This window comes from Pseudoalteromonas sp. TB51, assembly GCF_000498055.1.
Classification (GTDB): domain Bacteria; phylum Pseudomonadota; class Gammaproteobacteria; order Enterobacterales; family Alteromonadaceae; genus Pseudoalteromonas; species Pseudoalteromonas atlantica.
Window position 1 is genome coordinate 1 of record NZ_AUTO01000042.1, and the last position, 19156, is coordinate 19156.

Here is a 19156-nt window from a genome sequence, read left to right on the forward strand (position 1 = left end):
TTCGGCCAGCCAATCTAATAAATCATTCAATTGCAATTCTCCAAGCAAAGAAACCAGCAACAAGCATTAAAATTGCCCTTATATATGGCAAAATACTTTGTACTGCGCTTGAACAAAATTGATCAATACGTACATTAAAGCTTGCTTGCATAACAGATACATTTGTTTCCCAAACTGGGCATGTACCACCAAAAGAAGTATCAAAGAAGCCATCAATAGCACTGAATAAAGGAAGCTTTTGCATTTCATCAATATGCTTTTCCATAACAGTGCCAAAATTATTTTCATCCCAATCAAATTCTAATATTTCGGTGTAGGCATCAGGTTTTGTTTCATAATCAATCTTTGGTTTATCGCCATCATATTCAGCAATTTTACCTAAAAGTTCAGTTTGACCTTCTAGCTCACCCGTTTGTTTTTTCATTTCAGTTAACTGAGTATTTAAAGCGCTAATTATGCCATCTTCATCGATACCATTAATTGTAGAAGTTGTACCATCTTCACAACTAATTTGAGAGTCACCATTAGGAAGGTTTTTTGTAGTACATGAATCACCACTTTTTAAAGTGGCCGTTGAAGCACCACACGTTATTGCAGCACCTTCTGTTGTTTGAATAATGGAACAATCTTCACCATCTTCGCCATCTTCACCATCTAAGCCATCTAAGCCATTTAAACCAGTAGCACCACGGGCACCAGTATCACCCTTATCACCCTTATCACCTTTTTCACCCTTTTGGCCTTGCTCAACTTGCTCTACTAAAGTATTAATTTCTGCCTTAGTCATAAAAGTTGATTCAATAGCTGCAATACGTTGGTTATCTAAATTGCTAGTTTCAGCTAATGCTAAAACAGTGTTCCAGTTAAGCGCTATAGTGTTGTCTGGGCATTCAACAAGGTAAACACCATCTGAATTATTAACGCTGCAATATTTATCTTCGGGTTGCTCAGTGTCAGGCGGGGGTGAAGTATTACTAACATCAGTACATTCCGCGCCTGTAAAAGTTGACCCACCTACAGGAGAATAGCGAACAAAGTTTTCACCCATATCAGTATCAACAAAAACACTAGCGGTTGTTTCACAAAATTTGGTGCCATTTTCTAAACAATTTATATTTGATGAATCAGGGTGTTTATTTTTATTTACCGTTGCACCATAAAAACTTGCATCATTACCAACAATATCAGCGCAAGATTTATCTTCTGCATCTTCGTTGGGATCATTACCTATTAATTCACGGGCACACATATTACCCTCTGTACCCAAAGGCCAATTAATCATAGTTTTATGCAAAGGGTAAGCTTCTGGCGGGCATGATTCCAGCGGTGTACCATCATCAACTAATTTAACAGTAACAACACCTTCATCTAAAACTGCGCAACCTGCTGTTGAATGATTTCTATAATAAAAAATACGTACACGAATTGATTTAGGATATCTATCTAAAACAGAATCGACTTCAAAACTACAATAATTTGTTTGAGAAACAACAAATTGAGCGGCTTGCGCTGCGCAATCTTCTAAATCAGGAGTATTGAAATACTGGTAGCCATTGTAATAAAAAGAGCATTTATAAAAAGGCTTAGTTTCTGTTTGAACCAAATCATCTAAATCAAATCGCTTATAGCTATCTGGTATTTCATAATCTTGAGCCATTACCATGAAGCTAAAAAAAGTGAAGAACATCAAAGCAAACCAAATTTTGATTAAAGCAAATAATGTTTTAATTGGGTGTCTTATAATGAATTTTAAAAGGCGCGTTAAACGGCCAAGTGTGTTAACAGCTTTCAAAGCCGCGTACGACTGCAACCGCACAAGCAATACCGAGGAACGCATAGTAAATACCCCAAATCATAATTGTTTAACTCCATTAAAAAAGCCCCGCACTTAGCATGAAACGGGGCTTACTGTGCAATTGTTTACAACAGGTAAAACTGTATTAGCGGAACCAGCCAATAACTTTGTTATAACCCCATTTTGCAACGCCTGGTAAAATCTTAACTGCTGCAATAGCTGTAATTGCTGCAACGATAGTAGTAGCGTCAACCGCTGATGTAACTGATGTGAAATCCATAGTTATTTCCTTTTAGCTTAAAAATTTAATTGTCGTTTTCTGGTTTAAACCAGTTAATTACTGCACCATAACCCCATGAGACTAGGTAGCAGATTATTACCAAAGAAAAGCCGCTTACAAAAAGTGCTTGCGCCTGTTCAGTGCTAATTAGTGAAGGATCGAAAATGCTAGACCCTAAAATAAATTGCTGGTACTCGGTCGGCTCCAACATGACAAAGCCAGTGCAATCTTCAATTGATTGTGCCGTTGGTTTAAGTTCGCCATATTCAAGCTGTACGCAAGTAGCCATTTTTATTTACCTTTATTTTCTTGAGGTAAACTATGCAAACGGAAGCCTTTCCAGTCCATTTGACGTGCTACGTTAGCACCTTCGTAATATTCAATATTGAGTAACACAGGCTTTAAGCCCCAGCCGTTAGGGTCAGATTGCAAATTCTCCAATTGCTGATAAGTACCATCGTTAAATTGGTCAGCAGATACCTTTACAGATAAAATTTGAGCTGGGTTTTTTGTATGAAGTTTAAATTCGCCAGTTGTAGGCAGGGGAGCGCCTTTATCATCTGTACGATTAACTTTTACTAGGTCTGTAATAGCGCCTTCAATATTCATAATTTCTCCAATAGGGTTTAGTTTTATTAATAGTTACACTTAATGACACAAGTCCAAGCTCGCGACTTCGTCGCTCGAAATGTTGCCAGCCAGAGCTTCGTAATCCATGAATAAGCACATGTTTTGATAATCCTCAAGAACGCACGCTTCAAGGAACTGCATATCTTCATCACTAGGTGCGAATAAGCGGCCGTCATCGTGCCAACCTTGTATTTGTTCAGACACACCGCACATGATTTTACGTTGCGATTTAATATCTTTTTCAGTGAGTATCTGGGTAGTACCGCGTCGAGTAATTACAACAACAGCATCCCAAGCAACGCCTAAAATTCGGTTAGCTGGTTGGTCGCCATATTTAGTGGCAAAGTAGGGTGATTTAGATTCACTGCGGCTAACCTCGCCAGTAATACGGTCAACAATATCGGGCAATTGGTAGTGAATGCGTAAAGTTTGATCTTTGCGTTTAACTTGTACGCCACCCATTGCAAGGCAAAATGCTTTCCAATCTGATGAATCAGCAGCTTGGCGTACCTTCTCAAGTGCGTATTTTGAAACTGTGTCTAGTGTTGTATTCATTGCGTTTGCAACCTCACATTTGCCAGTATCACCTTGGCCTAATCGTCTAAGTTCACGCCAAAGGGTGACTGATGGGCCACCAATTTGCTGAAAACGTCTAATATCAAAAGTGCTTGCCCAAGTAGATGCACGTTCCGCGGCATCGGCTGGAAGTATTTTCATTTCACCAGCTTGTGAACAAATCACTTTATCGATGCTGTCACCAGTTACGGCTTTAGTAATATATTTAGCAATGTAGCCAGCAGCAGAGCCTTTACTTTTATTAATCGTAATAGCCTTAAAGCGGGTGGTGCTTGTTCTAAATTCGGTTGGTGTATCTTCGGTACAAAGCTTTTTAAGGATTGCGCGAACTTGTATCGCATCGCCTTTTTCCATGAATAAAAGCATGTGCCAGTGTGGGCAACCGTCATGATGTGGTTCAACAACACGGAATCCATAAGGGCGTAAATTTTGTTTTGAGAATAGGGCGCGGGCACGTTTCCAAATTCCATTAAAATATTCCTGTGCATCCTGAGGGGTTGAGCCATCATATTTATTATTTGGTCGGCCTGTATGGTGAACTGCGTGAAAACGACTAGGCGCAGACAAAGTATAGAACTCGCCTCGATGGCCATGCATGTCTGCTAGCTCTTCAAAACCACGAATACGAACCATTAATTCAGCCGCTTGCTGTTTACCTGATGTGTGCGAACGTTCAATAATTGATTGCAGTGTTTCGAACTCATCAAACGGGTTTGCATCGTTTGGTACAACAAATAAATCAGACATTATTTCGGCAGATTTGCGCTTACGTTCTCGGCGGTTCTGGATGGTTGGTTGTGACACATAAGCACTTGCTTTTTTATGTACGAGTCTTAAATCACGTGCTAATTGTTCGATAGTAAACGCTTGGATTTTACGTAACTTACGACGCCAGAAAATTGGGTCAGCAAAGCGGTTTAAAATACCTGTTAAAGAGTCTGCTGCAAAGTGTGTGCAATACGGTGCAACTAGTTCAGGCTCTTGAATATCAAAGGAATTTAAGTATTTAACCAGGATGTTAAATACTGATAATGTGTGGCCATTTTTACTTATTTTCAGTTCACAATAACGGGCTTTTTGCTCTGCAATTTCGCATAATTCATCGTCTGAGCATGATAAATTTATATGACCGTGTTTAAAATTCCCAAGGGTTAAAACGGTATCAGCAGATTTTAAACGCTTGTTTGCTTCTGCTAAATTGTTGAATTTTTCAGCTAAAAAGTAACCGGTGCTAAGCATATGAGCGAGGTTAGAATGACGCTCAAAAATACGATTTCGCCATGATTCAAAGTCAAAAAAACGTTCTTTCATTGGCTTAGAAAGGTTAGAAAAAATGTCTTTTGCAGTGCATGCAGGTCGTAAATTTGCCGTTAAATTCATTGCTGTATTTAGCGGGAAAACTTGAGCGTATTGGGCGTTAGATAGTGAGCTCACTTTAGAACCTCATCATCAGAATAAACAGTTTTGTTAACTTGATACTTTGCTAATTGAAATAAAACTTCACATAGAACACCAAGAGAAAAAACAAAAATAGATGACCACATAAGAATGGTATGTTGCATAAGTTCAGCAAGTAGGAATGCGGCGAATGAAACCAAAATTGGAAGTGTATTAAATGATTTTAAAGTTAAACTCATATCCGTATTTCCCTGTTAAACTGACAAACTGTCATACTGGACTCTTTTCAGGAGTCTAGCGGTCACGTGTGACTCTTGTCAAACTTTTTAATTATCAAGTTTGACAGTTATAATGAAATACAGAGGAGATTGTTATGAATTTTAGTTACGAACTAATTGAAAAATATAAAGAATCCAAAGGTTATACTCAGGACAAACAAGTTATTTCTGATTTTGAGGAATTTAACTCAGGAAACATGAGTAAAATTAAAAAAGGCGAAAGGCATATTACAGCTAATCAGTGTATTGCAATGGCTAATGCTATAGGTATGGATCAAAAGGAAGCCTTACTTAAACTTGCTATAGAAAAGTCAAAGTCTAAGGAAGAAGGTAAAATCTGGTCTGAAATTGTAAAAAAGATTAGTGCAGCATGTGTAGCGCTAACACTAGTTGCAGGACTAGCGAATGCACCAACTGAGGACGCATTTGCGTAATAGCGATAGCCCATAAATTACGTTATGTTAAATTGTATGATTTATTAGAAAGCGAGCGTGATTATACAAACCAGCCCGCTTTTAGGAGAGTAATTAGGTGTTAATTTAGCTCAGAATCTACCCAAAATTTAGTGCCTTTTAGTACTGCTTGAAGTGCAAGGCCATTTTCGGTTAAAGAATATACGGTAACTTGGTCGGCAATGGCTTCTGCAACTAGTGCTCCACCTTTATCTTCGTATTTTGCTGCTGCATCTGCGTTTCCGCCGAAGGCCCAACCGTGTTCAATAAATCTATTTACTGCCGCTTGGTTATGAAAAACCATAACAACGTTAAAATCTTTAACGCCTAAACCAAGCCCTAAACCGGCTTCACCCATATTCATGTAGGTTGATTTACCCGTTAAGTTATTTTTTACTACACCGTACCCGCCACCAAAACTAGCTAAAACGACATTTACGTTTGCGTTATCAAATACGGCGTAACCGGCAGAATTGGCAATTTGTTTTTTAACATCGGGTTTTTGTGCGTATAATTTGTCGAGGGTATTGTTTTTCATGCTTTGTACTAAAGCGCGATTTTCGCTAGGCGAAGCACTACCTGTAGTAGCGCAACCTGTTAGTAATACACTTATTGTAAGTAGGCCTAATACTATAAATTTTTTCATAAAACTTTCCTTAATAAGATTTATACCAATACACAACTATGTATAAATAAATACACTTTCACTATGTCCAATACTAGACAGTATCGGACTTTGACGTTAAGCTGTAAGTCTATTATTTTATTGAATATTTATACATTATGCTTGTCGCTTTAGTTGATACGTTAAAACAATTAAGATACCAAATTGCTCACCTTGACGACGGTACTCTAAACTCAGAATACCCAGAACTTGCATCCTTTATACAGCAAGTTGGCTTGACTGTAACTGAATCAAAGGACGATCTTAAATTTTTATACCAATTTTTATATGTGTACGGCCGAAAATCTGAGGCAACATTTAATCGTTTTCGTAATGAGCTTGAACGATTTTATTTGTGGTCTTGGCTAATTGCCGAAAAATCTGTATTTAGTTTAAAGCGCGAAGACATTGAAGCGTATGTTGATTTTATGGCTGAGCCAGATAAAAAATGGGCTTCAACTTCGGTGCAATGGCGTTACAAAGATGAACAAGGTATTCGTCGATTAAATCAAAATTGGCGCCCATTTATATTAAAAGATTCTATTGCGAGCCAGCAAACATTAGCGGCTATGTTTACTGCGCTAAATGTATTTTATAAGTTTTCTATTTTAGAAGAAAAAACGTTTGCTAACTTTGTACCTGTAGTGAAAAAAAATAGCCCCTATTTGGTAGTTCAATCTCAAATTCAGATCCCAGACACCTTAAGTGACATACAATGGGAATATGTATTTGGCGTAACACGCGATTTATGTGAAAAAAAACCAGAGCTTGAACGTAACCTATTTACGCTCGCGTGTTTAAAAGGGCTATATTTACGTATATCAGAATTATCAGAGCGCCCGCAGTGGTCGCCAGTTATGTCACACTTTTGGCAAGATAATGACGGCTTTTGGTTTTTACGTATTATGGGCAAAGGTAATAAGCTGCGAGATGTTACGTTAAGTGATGATTTTGTTAAGTATTTAAAACGTTACCGATTATACAGAGGGTTACCCGCCCTACCACGCGTTGATGAATCTGAGCCATTGGTGCATAAAATTCGTGGCCAAGGTGGGATGACCGTTAGGCAAATTAGGCGTTTAGTGCAGCAAAGTTTTGATTTAGCTCAGCAATCGTTACTTGATGACGGGTTTAAAGACGATGCTGAACAACTTGAAGCGGCCACTGCCCATTGGCTTCGTCACACGGGTGCAACACATGATGCGCAAACTCGACCGCTAAAACATTTATCGGAAGATTTAGGCCATTCTAAAATTGCGACAACTGATCAAATTTACATTCAAACAAATATTAAAGAGCGAGCAAAATCAGGCGTTAAAAGGAAAATTTAATGGAATACTTAGTAATAGCATTTATTGGCTTTTTATTTTTAGTTTATTCAATTTCAATAAGGCAGTTAGAGCGCACAGAAATAACAGGCCCTATGTTTTTTGTGATTGGCGGCATGTTTTTAGCGTTTTTACTTCCTAATGAAGGCGAAAAATTAAAAACAGGAATAGATTATTTATTACCACTGATAGAGCTTACGCTAAGTATATTTTTATTTTCTGATGCGGCTAAATCTAAGTTAGGTGTATTGAGGCATAGTTTTCAATACCCTAGCCTATTATTATTTGTTGCCCTACCCTTAACTTTATTGTGCGGTATTGGTGTTAGCTTATTTTTATTTGCAGAGTTGTCGTTAATTCAATCGGCACTGCTGGCAATTATACTTACACCAACCGATGCCGCTTTGAGTAAAGGGTTATTGCAAAGTACACAAGTGCCCGAAAAAATTAGAGAAGGTATAAATACCGAAAGTGGATTAAACGATGGCTTATGTGTACCCGTATTTTTAATATTTATTTTATTAGCTAAAAACCCTGACTCCGCTATTACTGCTTCACATACATTAGGTGTGTTTTCAAGAGAGCTTGGCTTAGCATTATTGATTGCTGGTTTTTCTATAGCGATATTTATTCCGGCATTAAATTTTGCAATGCAGCGACATTACTTTGCAAAAAGCACCAGCCCATTTTTACTTTTAGGTTTTGCGATGGCGGTGTTTTCTATCACACAATATTTTCATGGCAGCGGGTTTATAGCGGTGTTTATAGCAGGTTTGTTATTTGATAAATTTTCTAAAACTGATATTCGCGCTGAGCTAATAGAGGATTCAGAGCACATTGCTGATTTTACTTCGTTAATGATTTGGTGTTTATTTGGATTTGTTTGTGCGTATTTAGTAATTCCGAAATTAAATACAAATATAATTGTGTATGCCTTATTAAGCACAACATTAATTAGAATAATTCCGGTTATGTTATCGCTACAATTTACAGCACTTAATTGGAAGGAACGTTTTACTTTTGCATGGTTTGGGCCACGCGGTTTGGCGTCTATTGTTTTTACTTTAATGGTAATAGACACAAAAATAGAAAATAAATACGATATTGCCACTATTGCAATGACCACTATTTTATTTAGCGTGTTTATACATGGTATAAGTACAAAGCCAATTGCAGATAGCTTCGTTAAAAAATCTAAATAGCGTTTATAAAAATTAGCGAATCTATTGTTTTGCTATGAACACGTTTTTTAGCTTTAAAATATATCACTTGATGAAGCGAATTGGTATTAATAAAAAAGGCGTAACTTATTTTTAAGTTACGCCTTTTTTATTTTTAACTTTTACTAGCTAAGTACCTGAGCGAGCAACTCTATTGGGTGCTTTGGTTTAAATTGCTCAAAACGTTTTACTTGGCTGCGACACGAAAAACCGGTAGATAAAAGTTGCTCTGGATTATTTTTATCTACTATTGGTTTCCAACTCATTTCGTACAATGCACGGGAATTTTCTTGGTTTTGTGCTTCATGGCCATAAGTACCGGCCATGCCACAACACCCGGTATTGGTTGTATTTAGGGTTAAACCAATATCAGTAAAAATTGTTTTCCATACACTTGCCGCTTTTGGTAAAGCGGTTGTTTCTGTACAGTGGCTTAGTAATGTAAATTCAGTATCAGTTTTTTGTTTAGCCGATAATGATTTAAACGATTGAGTTTGTAACCATTCATGGGCAAGTTGTACATGAAACTCGCCGCGATTATTTTCTAAAATGGTTTTGTATTCATCGCGATAACACATAACTAACGATGCATCTAAACCAACCAAAGGCGAATTAATATCAGTGAGTTTATTTAAAAACTCTGCGCCATTTTTTGCCGTTACTTTAAACTCATGCAAAAACCCTTTTACGTGTTGGGCTTTACCATTAGGTTTAAACGGTAATAGCATCGGCTTTTTACCCAGCGCGGTGATAAGTGTTATAAAACTTTGTACTAACTCGGCTTCGTAAAAGCTGGTAAACGGGTCTTGCACTATTAGCACATAGTCATTTTGTTCATCGCTTGAAAGTGAATTTAATAATTCAAAATCAAATTTATGTGCTTTTGCTACGCGCTTTTCAAGTGAAGGCACACTTAATTGGGGGGTATCTACATACCCTACTGTTTTTTTAATTAAACTACTTACTAAGTTTGTTTTAACAATTGGGTTTATCACGCGTGCAAATTTAGACATTACAGGCGCCGAACTTTCAATGTTTGCGACTAAATAATCTTTAAGTGGGCGCGCGTAATAACTGTGATAATAATTTAAAAAGCGTGCTCTAAAAGTAGGTACATCCACTTTAATTGGGCAAGATGTTGTACATGCTTTACACGCTAAACATTCATCCATTGACTCTTTTACTTCGTGAGAAAAATCGTAAACACCTTTATTTTTTTCCCGGCTATGAACAAAACGCTCCCACCAGGTAATAACTTCGCCTTTGTTAAGCTCTTTTTCTACTTCGAGCAAATCTACATTTTTAGACTCTTGAAGTCGTAACCATTCTCGCATTAATGTTGCGCGACCTTTTGGCGAATGCCTGCGATCGCCGGTTACTTTATATGAAGGACACATGGGAGAATTTTCGTCGTAGTTAAAACAAATCCCGTTACCATTACAGGTCATTGCATTGTTAAAACTTGTTTTTACATCAATAGAAATTTGCTTATCGAAGTACGAACGTTTTTGCCCATCTACACTAACTAGTGAGTCCTCACTTTCTATGGGAGTACATATTTTCCCAGGGTTTATTCTGTTATTAGGGTCGAACGCTGTTTTTATTTTACGTAGTTGTTTAAATAAATGCTCGCCAAAAAACTCAGGGCCGTATTCACTTCGGTAACCTTTACCATGTTCGCCCCACATTAAGCCGCCGTATTTAGCGGTGAGTTTTACAACTTCGTCTGAAATTTTTCGAAGCAGTTTTTCTTGTTCTGGGTCGCACATATCTAGCGCCGGGCGTACATGTAAAACACCCGCATCAACATGGCCGAACATACCGTATTGTAAATTATGGCTATCGAGTAATGCTCTAAATTCTACAATGTAGTCGGCTAAGTTTTCTGGAGGTACGGCGGTATCTTCAGCAAAGGCCAATGGCTTTTGGCTGCCTTTAACATTACCGAGTAATCCGACAGATTTTTTACGCATTGCATAAATTTTTAAAATGTCACTTTTACTGCTGGTTAATTGATAGCCAATAACACCATTGGTTTGATTTGCTACGCACTCATCTAATAATGTGCAAAGTGTGTTTACTTTGTCTTTTATATCTTCAGGTGATACTGCATTAAACTCAACCATGTTGAGTCCTTGCATATCTTTATTTGGTACATCGGTTATTAAGTCCGATACTGAATGCCAAATAATATCTTCGCGAGCCAGGTTTAATACTTTGCTATCGACTGTTTCTACCGATGTTGCACGCGCATCAACTAAAAAGGGAGAGTGGCGAAGTGCCGAATCAAAACTGTCGTATTTAATATTTATCAGTGTTTTAAATTCGGCTATGGGAGTTAAGTTTAATTTAGCTTCAGTAACTATACCAAGCGAGCCTTCTGATCCGGTAATTAGCCTACTCATATCAAAAGTTTGTAAGTCATCACTTAGCACATGCTCTAGGTCGTAGCCGGTTAAAAAGCGATTTAAGCGTGGAAATTTTTCTAAAATTGCTTGGCGTTCATTTAAAGAAATTTCCAATACTGTTTTGTAAAGGCTACCGATTAATGATTCTTGCTCGGCTATTACTTTAGCTTTTTCTATGTCTATTGGTGATGTCACCATTGGGCTGCCATCGACTAAATAGGTAGTAAGTCCTAAAACATGGTCGCTGGTTTTACCGTATACTAATGAACCTTGACCAGATGCATCAGTACTGATCATTCCGCCAATGGTTGCTCGGTTACTGGTTGATAAGTCGGGTGAGAAGAAAAAGCCGTACGGTTTTAAAAAGTCGTTTAATTGATCTTTAATTACACCTGTTTGTACTCTAACCCAACCTTCCTCAACGTTAATTTCGAGTATTTCGCGCATGTAGCGAGACAAATCAACCACTATTCCTGGTGTGAGTGATTGCCCATTAGTACCTGTACCACCACCACGAGGGCCAAAAGTAAGCGACAAAAATGGGTCGCGAGATGCTGTTTGCAATGCCAGTTGAATGTCTTTTTCGGTTTTAGGAAAAATAACACCTTGTGGGATTTGCTGATAAATACTGTTATCAGTAGAGGCGGTTAAACGCGTTGCATAGCTTGCATCGGCGTCTCCACTAAACCCCTGATTTTTAAGTGTATTTAAGTAGTTTGCGACAAGCTCGGTCGCTGCATCTTGCTGTGTAATTGTTGCTATCATGACGGCGATAATTTAAGGCATTTGTGTAATTATATCATGGTGATGGCTAATAGAAATTGAAGATTTTACAGTTTGTAACACTCTTTTTATCGTATTTTGAGGTTCTGTATTTATAATCAAGTTAAACCACAGTGTAGAGCTTTATATGAAAAAATTACTATTACAGATCATAGGTGTGTTGTTTATTTTGCTTGGGCTATTTTTTGCTGTAGTAGCTAGGGCGTGTTGACCTTTGGTTGTTGAATTTGCAGCAGTATGTTTGGTTTTTAGGCAAGGCAGAGCCTATGTAGTGTGTTACTCCCCATAAATAGGCGATAACGCAGCATAAATACCAAACATGCGCTGCCCTATGGGTTCTTTCTAGGGACGATTAACTCTTTGTTACTCGATTTTTACTTAGCCCACTAGGTTACAAACCTCGCGCCGCGATTTAATCGCCCCTAGATTGAACAAATTTCAATCCACAAAGATAAACACGCCCTTAGCCCCTCGCTGATATTTTTTATGGCGGAGTTACTGTGCTTTTCGTTTTATTACCCAAAAGCGAGGCATTATTTAAAGCTTTGCCAAAAAGCCTTAACTAAATCGTGTAATTATTTAGATAAAAAATTAGCACGCTAAATTATGCCACATACAAAAATGCCAGCTTAATAGCTGGCATTTTTATTTGTTACGGGTACTGATGATTATTTAGCAAGTTTGTCTGCTAGGTATAACCATGTTTCTAGTACTGTATCTGGATTTAGTGAAACAGAATCAATGCCCTGCTCTACTAACCATGCTGCAAAGTCTTCATGATCTGAAGGACCTTGACCACAAATACCTACATACTTGCCCTTTTCTTTAGCTGTTTTAATTGCCATAGAAAGTAGCTTTTTAATCGCAGGATTACGCTCATCAAATAGATGTGCGATTAGGCCTGAGTCACGGTCAAGACCAAGTGTTAGCTGAGTTAAATCGTTAGAGCCGATAGAAAAACCATCGAACATCTCTAAAAATTCATCGGCAAGTAATGCATTTGAAGGAAGCTCGCACATCATGATAACTTTTAGACCATTTTCACCACGTTTAAGGCCATGCTCTTCTAGTAATTCGATAACACGTTTACCTTCTTCAAGGGTACGTACGAATGGGATCATGATTTCAATGTTGGTCATACCCATGGTGTTTCTTACGCGTTTAATTGCTTCACACTCAAGGGCAAAACAATCACGGAAGTCTTCAGAGATATAACGTGCAGCACCACGAAAACCAATCATTGGGTTTTCTTCTTCAGGTTCGTACTGCTCACCACCTACTAAGTTTGCATATTCGTTTGATTTAAAATCAGACATACGCACAATTACACGCTCTGGTGCAAAGGCACAGCCTAGCGTTGAAATACCTTCTACTAATTTAGAGATATAAAACTCTACCGGCGATTCGTATCCGGCAATAATGTCGGTAATTTCAGCTTGTAACGCAGGTGATTGTGCATCAAAATTTAATAGCGCTTTAGGGTGAACACCAATCATGCGGTTTATTACAAATTCAACACGGGCAAGGCCAACACCTGCATGTGGTAAACGTGCAAAGTCAAACGCGCGGTCTGGATTACCTACGTTCATCATCACTTTCATTGGTAGTTCTGGCATTTTATCAACGCGCGACGTTAGTATTTCAAAATCTAAAATACCGTCGTAGATGTAACCTGTATCGCCTTCAGCACATGATACCGTTACTTCTTGGCCTGCTTTAATTAAATCGGTTGCGTTACCACAGCCAACTACCGCAGGAATACCGAGTTCACGGGCAATGATTGCTGCGTGACACGTACGCCCACCACGGTTTGTAACAATAGCCGCGGCGCGCTTCATGATAGGTTCCCAATCTGGGTCGGTCATGTCGGTAACTAAAATGTCGCCTTCTTGTACTTGGTCCATTTCTTTAATTGAATCAAGTACACGAACAACACCACTACCAATTTTATGACCAATTGCGCGGCCTTCAGCAATTACATTGCTTGTGCCATTTAATTGAAAACGCTCCATAATATTGGCATCTTCGTTTGAGCGAACGGTTTCTGGGCGCGCTTGGACTATGTACAATTTGCCATCGTTTCCGTCTTTTGCCCATTCGATGTCCATAGGACGACCGTAGTGCTTTTCGATTATTACAGCTTGTTTTGCAAGTTCTTGCACTTCTTCATCTGTAATTGAAAATTTGTTTGAAAGGCTTGGCTCTACGTCAACAATTTCTACTTGTTTGCCGTGTGCCTCATCTGTTGAGTAAATCATTTGAATGGCTTTTGAGCCAATATTACGACGTACTACTGATGGCAACCCTTTTTGTAATGTTGGTTTATGAACATAAAATTCATCAGGGTTTACTGCGCCCTGTACAACCATTTCACCTAAACCGTAGCTTGAAGTAACAAATACAACGTCTTCAAAACCAGACTCTGTATCAATACTAAACATAACGCCTGATGCTGATTTATCTGAACGTACCATACGCTGAATACCAGCAGATAGTGCAACACCACGATGATCGTAACCTTGGTGAACACGGTACGATATGGCGCGGTCGTTAAATAAAGAAGCAAATACGTGTTTAATAGCGACCATTACTGAGTCGATACCACGAACGTTAAGGAAGGTTTCTTGTTGGCCTGCGAATGATGCATCTGGCATATCTTCAGCGGTGGCTGATGAGCGTACTGCAAATGATACATCGGCTGATGTATCGCCATGAAGTTGGCTGTATGCGTCGCGAATGGCTTGGTCTAGGTTAGGTTGGAATGGGGTATCGATAATCCATTGACGGATATCGGCACCGACTTTAGCGAGTGTATTTACATCATCAACATCAAGCGTATCTAAAATGTCGTGAATTTTTGCATTGAGTCCAGATTGCTCTAAAAACTCATTGAAAGCGTCGGCTGTAGTGGCAAAACCACCCGGAACCTGTACACCTGCGTTAGCGAGGTTTGAAATCATTTCACCCAGTGAGGCATTTTTGCCGCCAACACGAGGAACATCTTGCATACCAAGCTCTTGATACCAGAGAACGTATTCTTGCACGGGTCTTTCTCCAAAAAACAAATTGTAGTTGTAACTGTGAGAGTTAAGAAAGAAAACCTTTTATAAAGGTCACCTTCATTCTACACTGGCATTAGACCTCACGTAAACCGTGAGTAAGCCATTTTAGGGATTAAACGTAATAAAAAGGTTAACTATGAGAACTGCTTTTTATATATCAGACGGCACTGCTATTACCTCCGAAGTGTTTGGTCACGCGACTTTGTCGTTGTTTCCGGTTGAATTTAATCATAAAACTATTCCTTTTGTAGAAACAGAAGAAAAAGCAAATGAAATTAAAGCGTTAATAAACGCAACTGCTGCAAAAGAAGGTGAGAAGCCATTTGTATTCTTTACCTTCGTAAATCACAACTTAAGTGAAATTATTAAATCGGCCGATGCAATCGCGTATGATTTTTTGTCTACTTACAGTGAAAAAATAGAAAAAGAGCTTAATGTTGCGCCAGTGCCAAAAATGCATCGTACCCACTCTATTCATGAAAAAAGTTATGACTTTAGAATAGATGCGGTTAACTATGCCCTTATGAATGATGATGGCGGAAATATTAAAAACTTTTCTGAAGCCGATATTATTTTAGTAGGTGTTAGCAGAAGCGGTAAAACACCAACAAGCTTGTACTTAGCCCTACAGTACGGCATTAAGGCTGCAAATTACCCAATAACTGAAGACGACTTAGAGAGTGAGGGACTACCTAAATGTTTACTCCCTTACAAACATAAGTTATTTGGGTTAACTATTGACCCTGAGCGTTTGGCTGCAATTAGGCATCGTCGTATGGCAAATTCTAAATACGCATCAATAAGACAATGCCGAATTGAAGTGCGTGAAGTTGAAATGCTTTATAAGCGACATAAAATTGCATACTTTAATTCTACCCATCATTCTGTAGAGGAAATATCTGCAAAAATCTTAATAGACAGTAACCTCGAGCGACGTAAGTACTAACCAACTAATTTACTGTTTTGCTAAAAAAAGCCGCTATATGCGGCTTTAATTTTTTATTTATTATTTACGAGCGTCTTTTAATAAGTCAGCTACTAAAAAGCCTACTTCTAATACTTGGTCTGCATTTAGACGCGGGTCACATTGTGTTTTGTAACGTTGCGCTAGGTCATCATCAGATAAACCGTATGCACCACCGGTACACTCTGTAACGTGCTGGCCAGTCATTTCTAAGTGGATACCACCTGCGTATGAACCTTCAGCTTTGTGTACAGCAAAAAACTGGCTAATTTCGCGCATGATATTATCAAAGCTACGCGTTTTATAGCCTGATGTCGCTTTTTCAGTGTTACCGTGCATTGGATCCGAGCTCCAAATAACTTTACGTCCTTCTTGCTGAACGCGTCTTACAAGTGCTGGAAGTTTTTCTGGCAGTACGTCGGCACCCATACGTGTAATTAGCGTTAAACGACCCGGAATGTTATCTGGGTTTACAGCATCAATTAAACGAATTAGGTCATCTGGGTCCATTCCTGGACCAACTTTAACACCAATAGGGTTTTTAATACCTTTGAAAAACTCAATGTGTGCATGATCTAATTGACGCGTACGCTCACCAATCCACACAAAGTGCGCAGAACAGTCGTACCAGTCACCTGATAGGTGATCGCGACGAGTTAGTGCTTCTTCATAGCCTAGCAATAACGCTTCGTGAGACGTGTATAAGTCGGTTTCTTTAAGGCTTGGCGCAATAGTAGAATTAATGCCACATACTTCCATAAATTCAAGAGCGTCTTGAATTTTGTCAGCAAGCTGTTGGAATCGCTCTTTTTGCGGATTAGCGGCTACAAAGCCCATATTCCAGCGATTCACTTGGTGTAAATCTGCTAAGCCACCTTGTGCAAATGCACGAAGTAAGTTTAATGTAGCTGCACTGTTGTGGTATGCCTTCATTAAACGTTGTGGATCGGGAATACGCGCTTCTTCTGTAAACTCAAAGCTATTTACAATATCACCACGGTAAGATGGTAAAGATACACCGTCAATAGTTTCTAAATCTGCAGAGCGTGGTTTAGCGTATTGGCCTGCCATACGTGCAATTTTAACAACTGGGCATTTACCGCCGTATGTTAAAACAACAGCCATTTGTAAAATGGTTTTAAATGTATCGCGAATATTAGCGGCATTAAAGTCGCTAAATGATTCGGCACAGTCGCCACCTTGAAGTAAAAATGCACGACCTTCACATACATCTTCTAATTGTTTAAAGAGGCTTCTTGTTTCTTCTGCAAAAACAAGTGGCGGAGCACTCTTTAACTGGCTTTCTACTGTTTTCAGTTCTTCTTGATCTGGGTACTGTGGCTGCTGCAGTATTGGCAGTTCTCTCCAGCTATTTGGGTTCCACGATTGCATGTTCTTTCCTCATTCCTACTTTACCTGATATAAAGAAATTAACGTATGCATGGCCCTAAGTTCAAGGACTATATTCACTATTTACCAACTAATTTGTTATGAGTTAAATATATATAAGGTTATTTGTGATTTTAAGGTTGCTCAGGCTTAGTTTTAAGCGTGTTTTAATTTTACTATTTTTATTTAAATACAATAAGTTAAACTTATGAAGGCGTTTTTTTAACCATCCCAAACCAAATTGAATTCAAAGCCTTAAAGTTAACAGTTTCGCTAGGAACACATCATACTTAAAGTGGGTTAAATGTAATCTTAGCTTTACAGTGGTAATTTGATTAAATCAAACAGGTGACTAGAACTTATTTTGAGTGTGTGGTATGTGGCTCGGGGGTTGTGCAAGGCTATAGCAATAAGTCCACTTTATTCTGTACAACTGTGATCAGGTTGTTAGACGATACAAGCACTCTAATTAGAGCTACTAAAAACAGTGTGTATGAACGACTACTTTCAATATTAAGTTGTAGTAGAGTTCATCTTCACAGAACAGCCTTCCCCGTTACAGGAGTCTTGCGCTGCATTACAAGTATCACTTATAAGCAATTATACAATGAGTGCCCAACACTATCTAAAGTGGCGAACCAAAAAATTGATTGCTGGCCTTAAACTTAAAGCTAAATAACAATTTTACACAGCTATAATATATAAAAGAATGATTAGTCCTAGCAATTACCTGCGTTACAACAAATTTCTCCATATAGCTTAAATACGCATAAGTGTATTGATTACACCTGGGTTCACTAATTCTTTCTGTTATATGCAAATATTCAAGCACCGAATGCTCAAAAGTATAAGTAAACAGCGTTAAAGAACACATCATACTTAATTTCATTTAAAGGTAGTCTTAGCTTTATTAGAATGTATTGACTTTAAAAAAACAAAGCAAAAGGTTAAACTTAGTAATTACTTAAGTAAGATGTGTTCTTAGGGTGGTTATGGTTTCTAAAGTACAAATAAGAAGTCAGTTTGATTTAATGAATGAATTAACATCGTTATTGATTGATGAATTACGTGTCTGTGAATATTCAAAGGCTGAGTATTATCAGCTACCAAATATAAATAGTGTTGATGAAAATATTATTCCCGAGTCAATTCCTGTAAAAAAATTAACCGGCGAAATTGCTCATAGGGCAATTTTAAACTCATATACTGATATTTATAAAAAAGAAAGTTTAAGTAGTAGAGTACTCAAGCGTCATCCTGGGCTTTTGGTTCTAAAAAATGCAGATGTCGCAGCATTAACTAGCAGAATACAACAAGTTAATAAAGCTAAGGCTGCTTTTAAGGAGTGTGTTTTGGCCATCGATAATAACGATGCTCGATTTGAAGCTGTTCATAACGCGGTTCCAAATTTAATCACTCTTGCAGCCTATCGAAAAATTCATTTTCAAAGTGAGTCCCCTTTTTCAGTGAGATTTACTTGGATGCATAAGCATGCAACTAAAACTCTAACTAAAAAAATCGCACTTGAAATGCTCGACAAATCCGCAGGTTATAGAAATCCAAGAATGATCGACCAACAAAAATGGCAGTCCCTTGTTACACAAGAGCAAATGCGAGTAGCTAGTTTAGGTGAAAAAGAAAAGTTAAGAATTCGCCGCCCTACCCGAGTAAGCCCCCAAGTTAATGTTAGGTATACCGCAGAAAATAGGTATCACGTAAGTGCTGCATTGCCGTTTATTTTAATTAACCCACAGCCCGATGTTAAGTTAGGTACTTTGCCTGATTATCAAAAACCAGAGTCTCACCCGAGAAAAAAAGAATATGACTTTTTAGTGGATAGACTTTATTTAGAACAAGTAGATAAATAATTATGTTAAAAAGGCCACATAGTGTGGCCTTTTTAGTAAGTAGTCTATTATTTTAACCATT

General features: G+C 38.2%; 14 protein-coding genes. 5 read left to right on the plus strand and 9 right to left on the minus strand.

What is annotated here, in order from left to right; translation table 11 throughout:
- Positions 1-22 precede the first annotated feature (22 nt).
- The 5 genes from L650_RS23465 to L650_RS0101180 all read right to left on the minus strand — a co-directional run bounded on the left by L650_RS23465 (position 23) and on the right by L650_RS0101180 (position 4715).
- Positions 23-1792, minus strand: coding sequence for a hypothetical protein (locus tag L650_RS23465; protein ID WP_128081034.1), 1770 nt, complete (start codon positions 1790-1792; stop codon positions 23-25).
- 148 nt (positions 1793-1940) lie between these two features.
- Positions 1941-2075 (minus strand): hypothetical protein, encoded by a 135-nt coding sequence (locus tag L650_RS24675; protein WP_262974659.1) that lies wholly within the window; start codon positions 2073-2075, stop codon positions 1941-1943.
- A gap of 25 nt (positions 2076-2100) precedes the next feature.
- Positions 2101-2364, minus strand: a complete 264-nt coding sequence (locus L650_RS0101170) for a hypothetical protein (RefSeq protein ID WP_029771876.1) — start codon at positions 2362-2364, stop codon at positions 2101-2103.
- A 2-nt stretch (positions 2365-2366) separates the two neighbouring features.
- Complete coding sequence (locus tag L650_RS0101175) at positions 2367-2684, minus strand: hypothetical protein (RefSeq protein ID WP_211183578.1); 318 nt, start codon at positions 2682-2684, stop codon at positions 2367-2369.
- Between the two features lie 39 nt (positions 2685-2723).
- Complete coding sequence (locus L650_RS0101180) at positions 2724-4715, minus strand: replication endonuclease (protein ID WP_029771879.1); 1992 nt, start codon at positions 4713-4715, stop codon at positions 2724-2726.
- Between the two features lie 337 nt (positions 4716-5052).
- Here L650_RS0101180 and L650_RS0101190 point away from each other — a divergent pair, with 337 nt between their 5' ends.
- The gene (locus L650_RS0101190; RefSeq protein ID WP_029771881.1) at positions 5053-5391 is read left to right on the plus strand and encodes a DUF3693 domain-containing protein; all 339 of its coding nucleotides are present in this window, start codon (positions 5053-5055) and stop codon (positions 5389-5391) included.
- A gap of 100 nt (positions 5392-5491) precedes the next feature.
- Here the strand turns inward: L650_RS0101190 and L650_RS0101195 are convergent, their stop codons facing one another.
- A complete protein-coding gene (locus L650_RS0101195) occupies positions 5492-6055 on the minus strand; it encodes a YSC84-related protein (RefSeq protein ID WP_029771882.1) in 564 nt (187 codons plus the stop codon).
- A gap of 137 nt (positions 6056-6192) precedes the next feature.
- On the opposite strand from L650_RS0101195, the gene L650_RS0101200 reads away from it, so the two are divergent.
- Complete coding sequence (locus L650_RS0101200; protein ID WP_029771883.1) at positions 6193-7404, plus strand: tyrosine-type recombinase/integrase; 1212 nt, start codon at positions 6193-6195, stop codon at positions 7402-7404.
- On the plus strand, positions 7404-8603 hold the full coding sequence (locus L650_RS0101205) for a cation:proton antiporter (RefSeq protein WP_029771884.1): 1200 nt from the start codon (positions 7404-7406) through the stop codon (positions 8601-8603). Before L650_RS0101200 ends, L650_RS0101205 begins: the two co-directional genes overlap by 1 nt.
- 143 nt (positions 8604-8746) lie before the next feature.
- Here L650_RS0101205 and L650_RS0101210 read toward each other — a convergent pair whose 3' ends face one another.
- On the minus strand, positions 8747-11794 hold the full coding sequence (locus L650_RS0101210) for an FAD-binding and (Fe-S)-binding domain-containing protein (RefSeq protein WP_029771886.1): 3048 nt from the start codon (positions 11792-11794) through the stop codon (positions 8747-8749).
- A 686-nt stretch (positions 11795-12480) separates the two neighbouring features.
- Positions 12481-14856, minus strand: a complete 2376-nt coding sequence (gene ppsA, locus L650_RS0101220) for a phosphoenolpyruvate synthase (protein ID WP_029771887.1) — start codon at positions 14854-14856, stop codon at positions 12481-12483.
- Between the two features lie 154 nt (positions 14857-15010).
- On the opposite strand from ppsA, the gene L650_RS0101225 reads away from it, so the two are divergent.
- Positions 15011-15820 (plus strand): pyruvate, water dikinase regulatory protein, encoded by an 810-nt coding sequence (locus L650_RS0101225; protein WP_004586305.1) that lies wholly within the window; start codon positions 15011-15013, stop codon positions 15818-15820.
- Positions 15821-15880: 60 nt separating this feature from the next.
- Here the strand turns inward: L650_RS0101225 and L650_RS0101230 are convergent, their stop codons facing one another.
- Positions 15881-17230 (minus strand): class II 3-deoxy-7-phosphoheptulonate synthase, encoded by a 1350-nt coding sequence (locus tag L650_RS0101230; protein WP_024032363.1) that lies wholly within the window; start codon positions 17228-17230, stop codon positions 15881-15883.
- 989 nt (positions 17231-18219) lie between these two features.
- Here L650_RS0101230 and L650_RS0101235 point away from each other — a divergent pair.
- Complete coding sequence (locus tag L650_RS0101235; protein WP_029771888.1) at positions 18220-19095, plus strand: DNA replication terminus site-binding protein; 876 nt, start codon at positions 18220-18222, stop codon at positions 19093-19095.
- Positions 19096-19156: the final 61 nt, after the last annotated feature.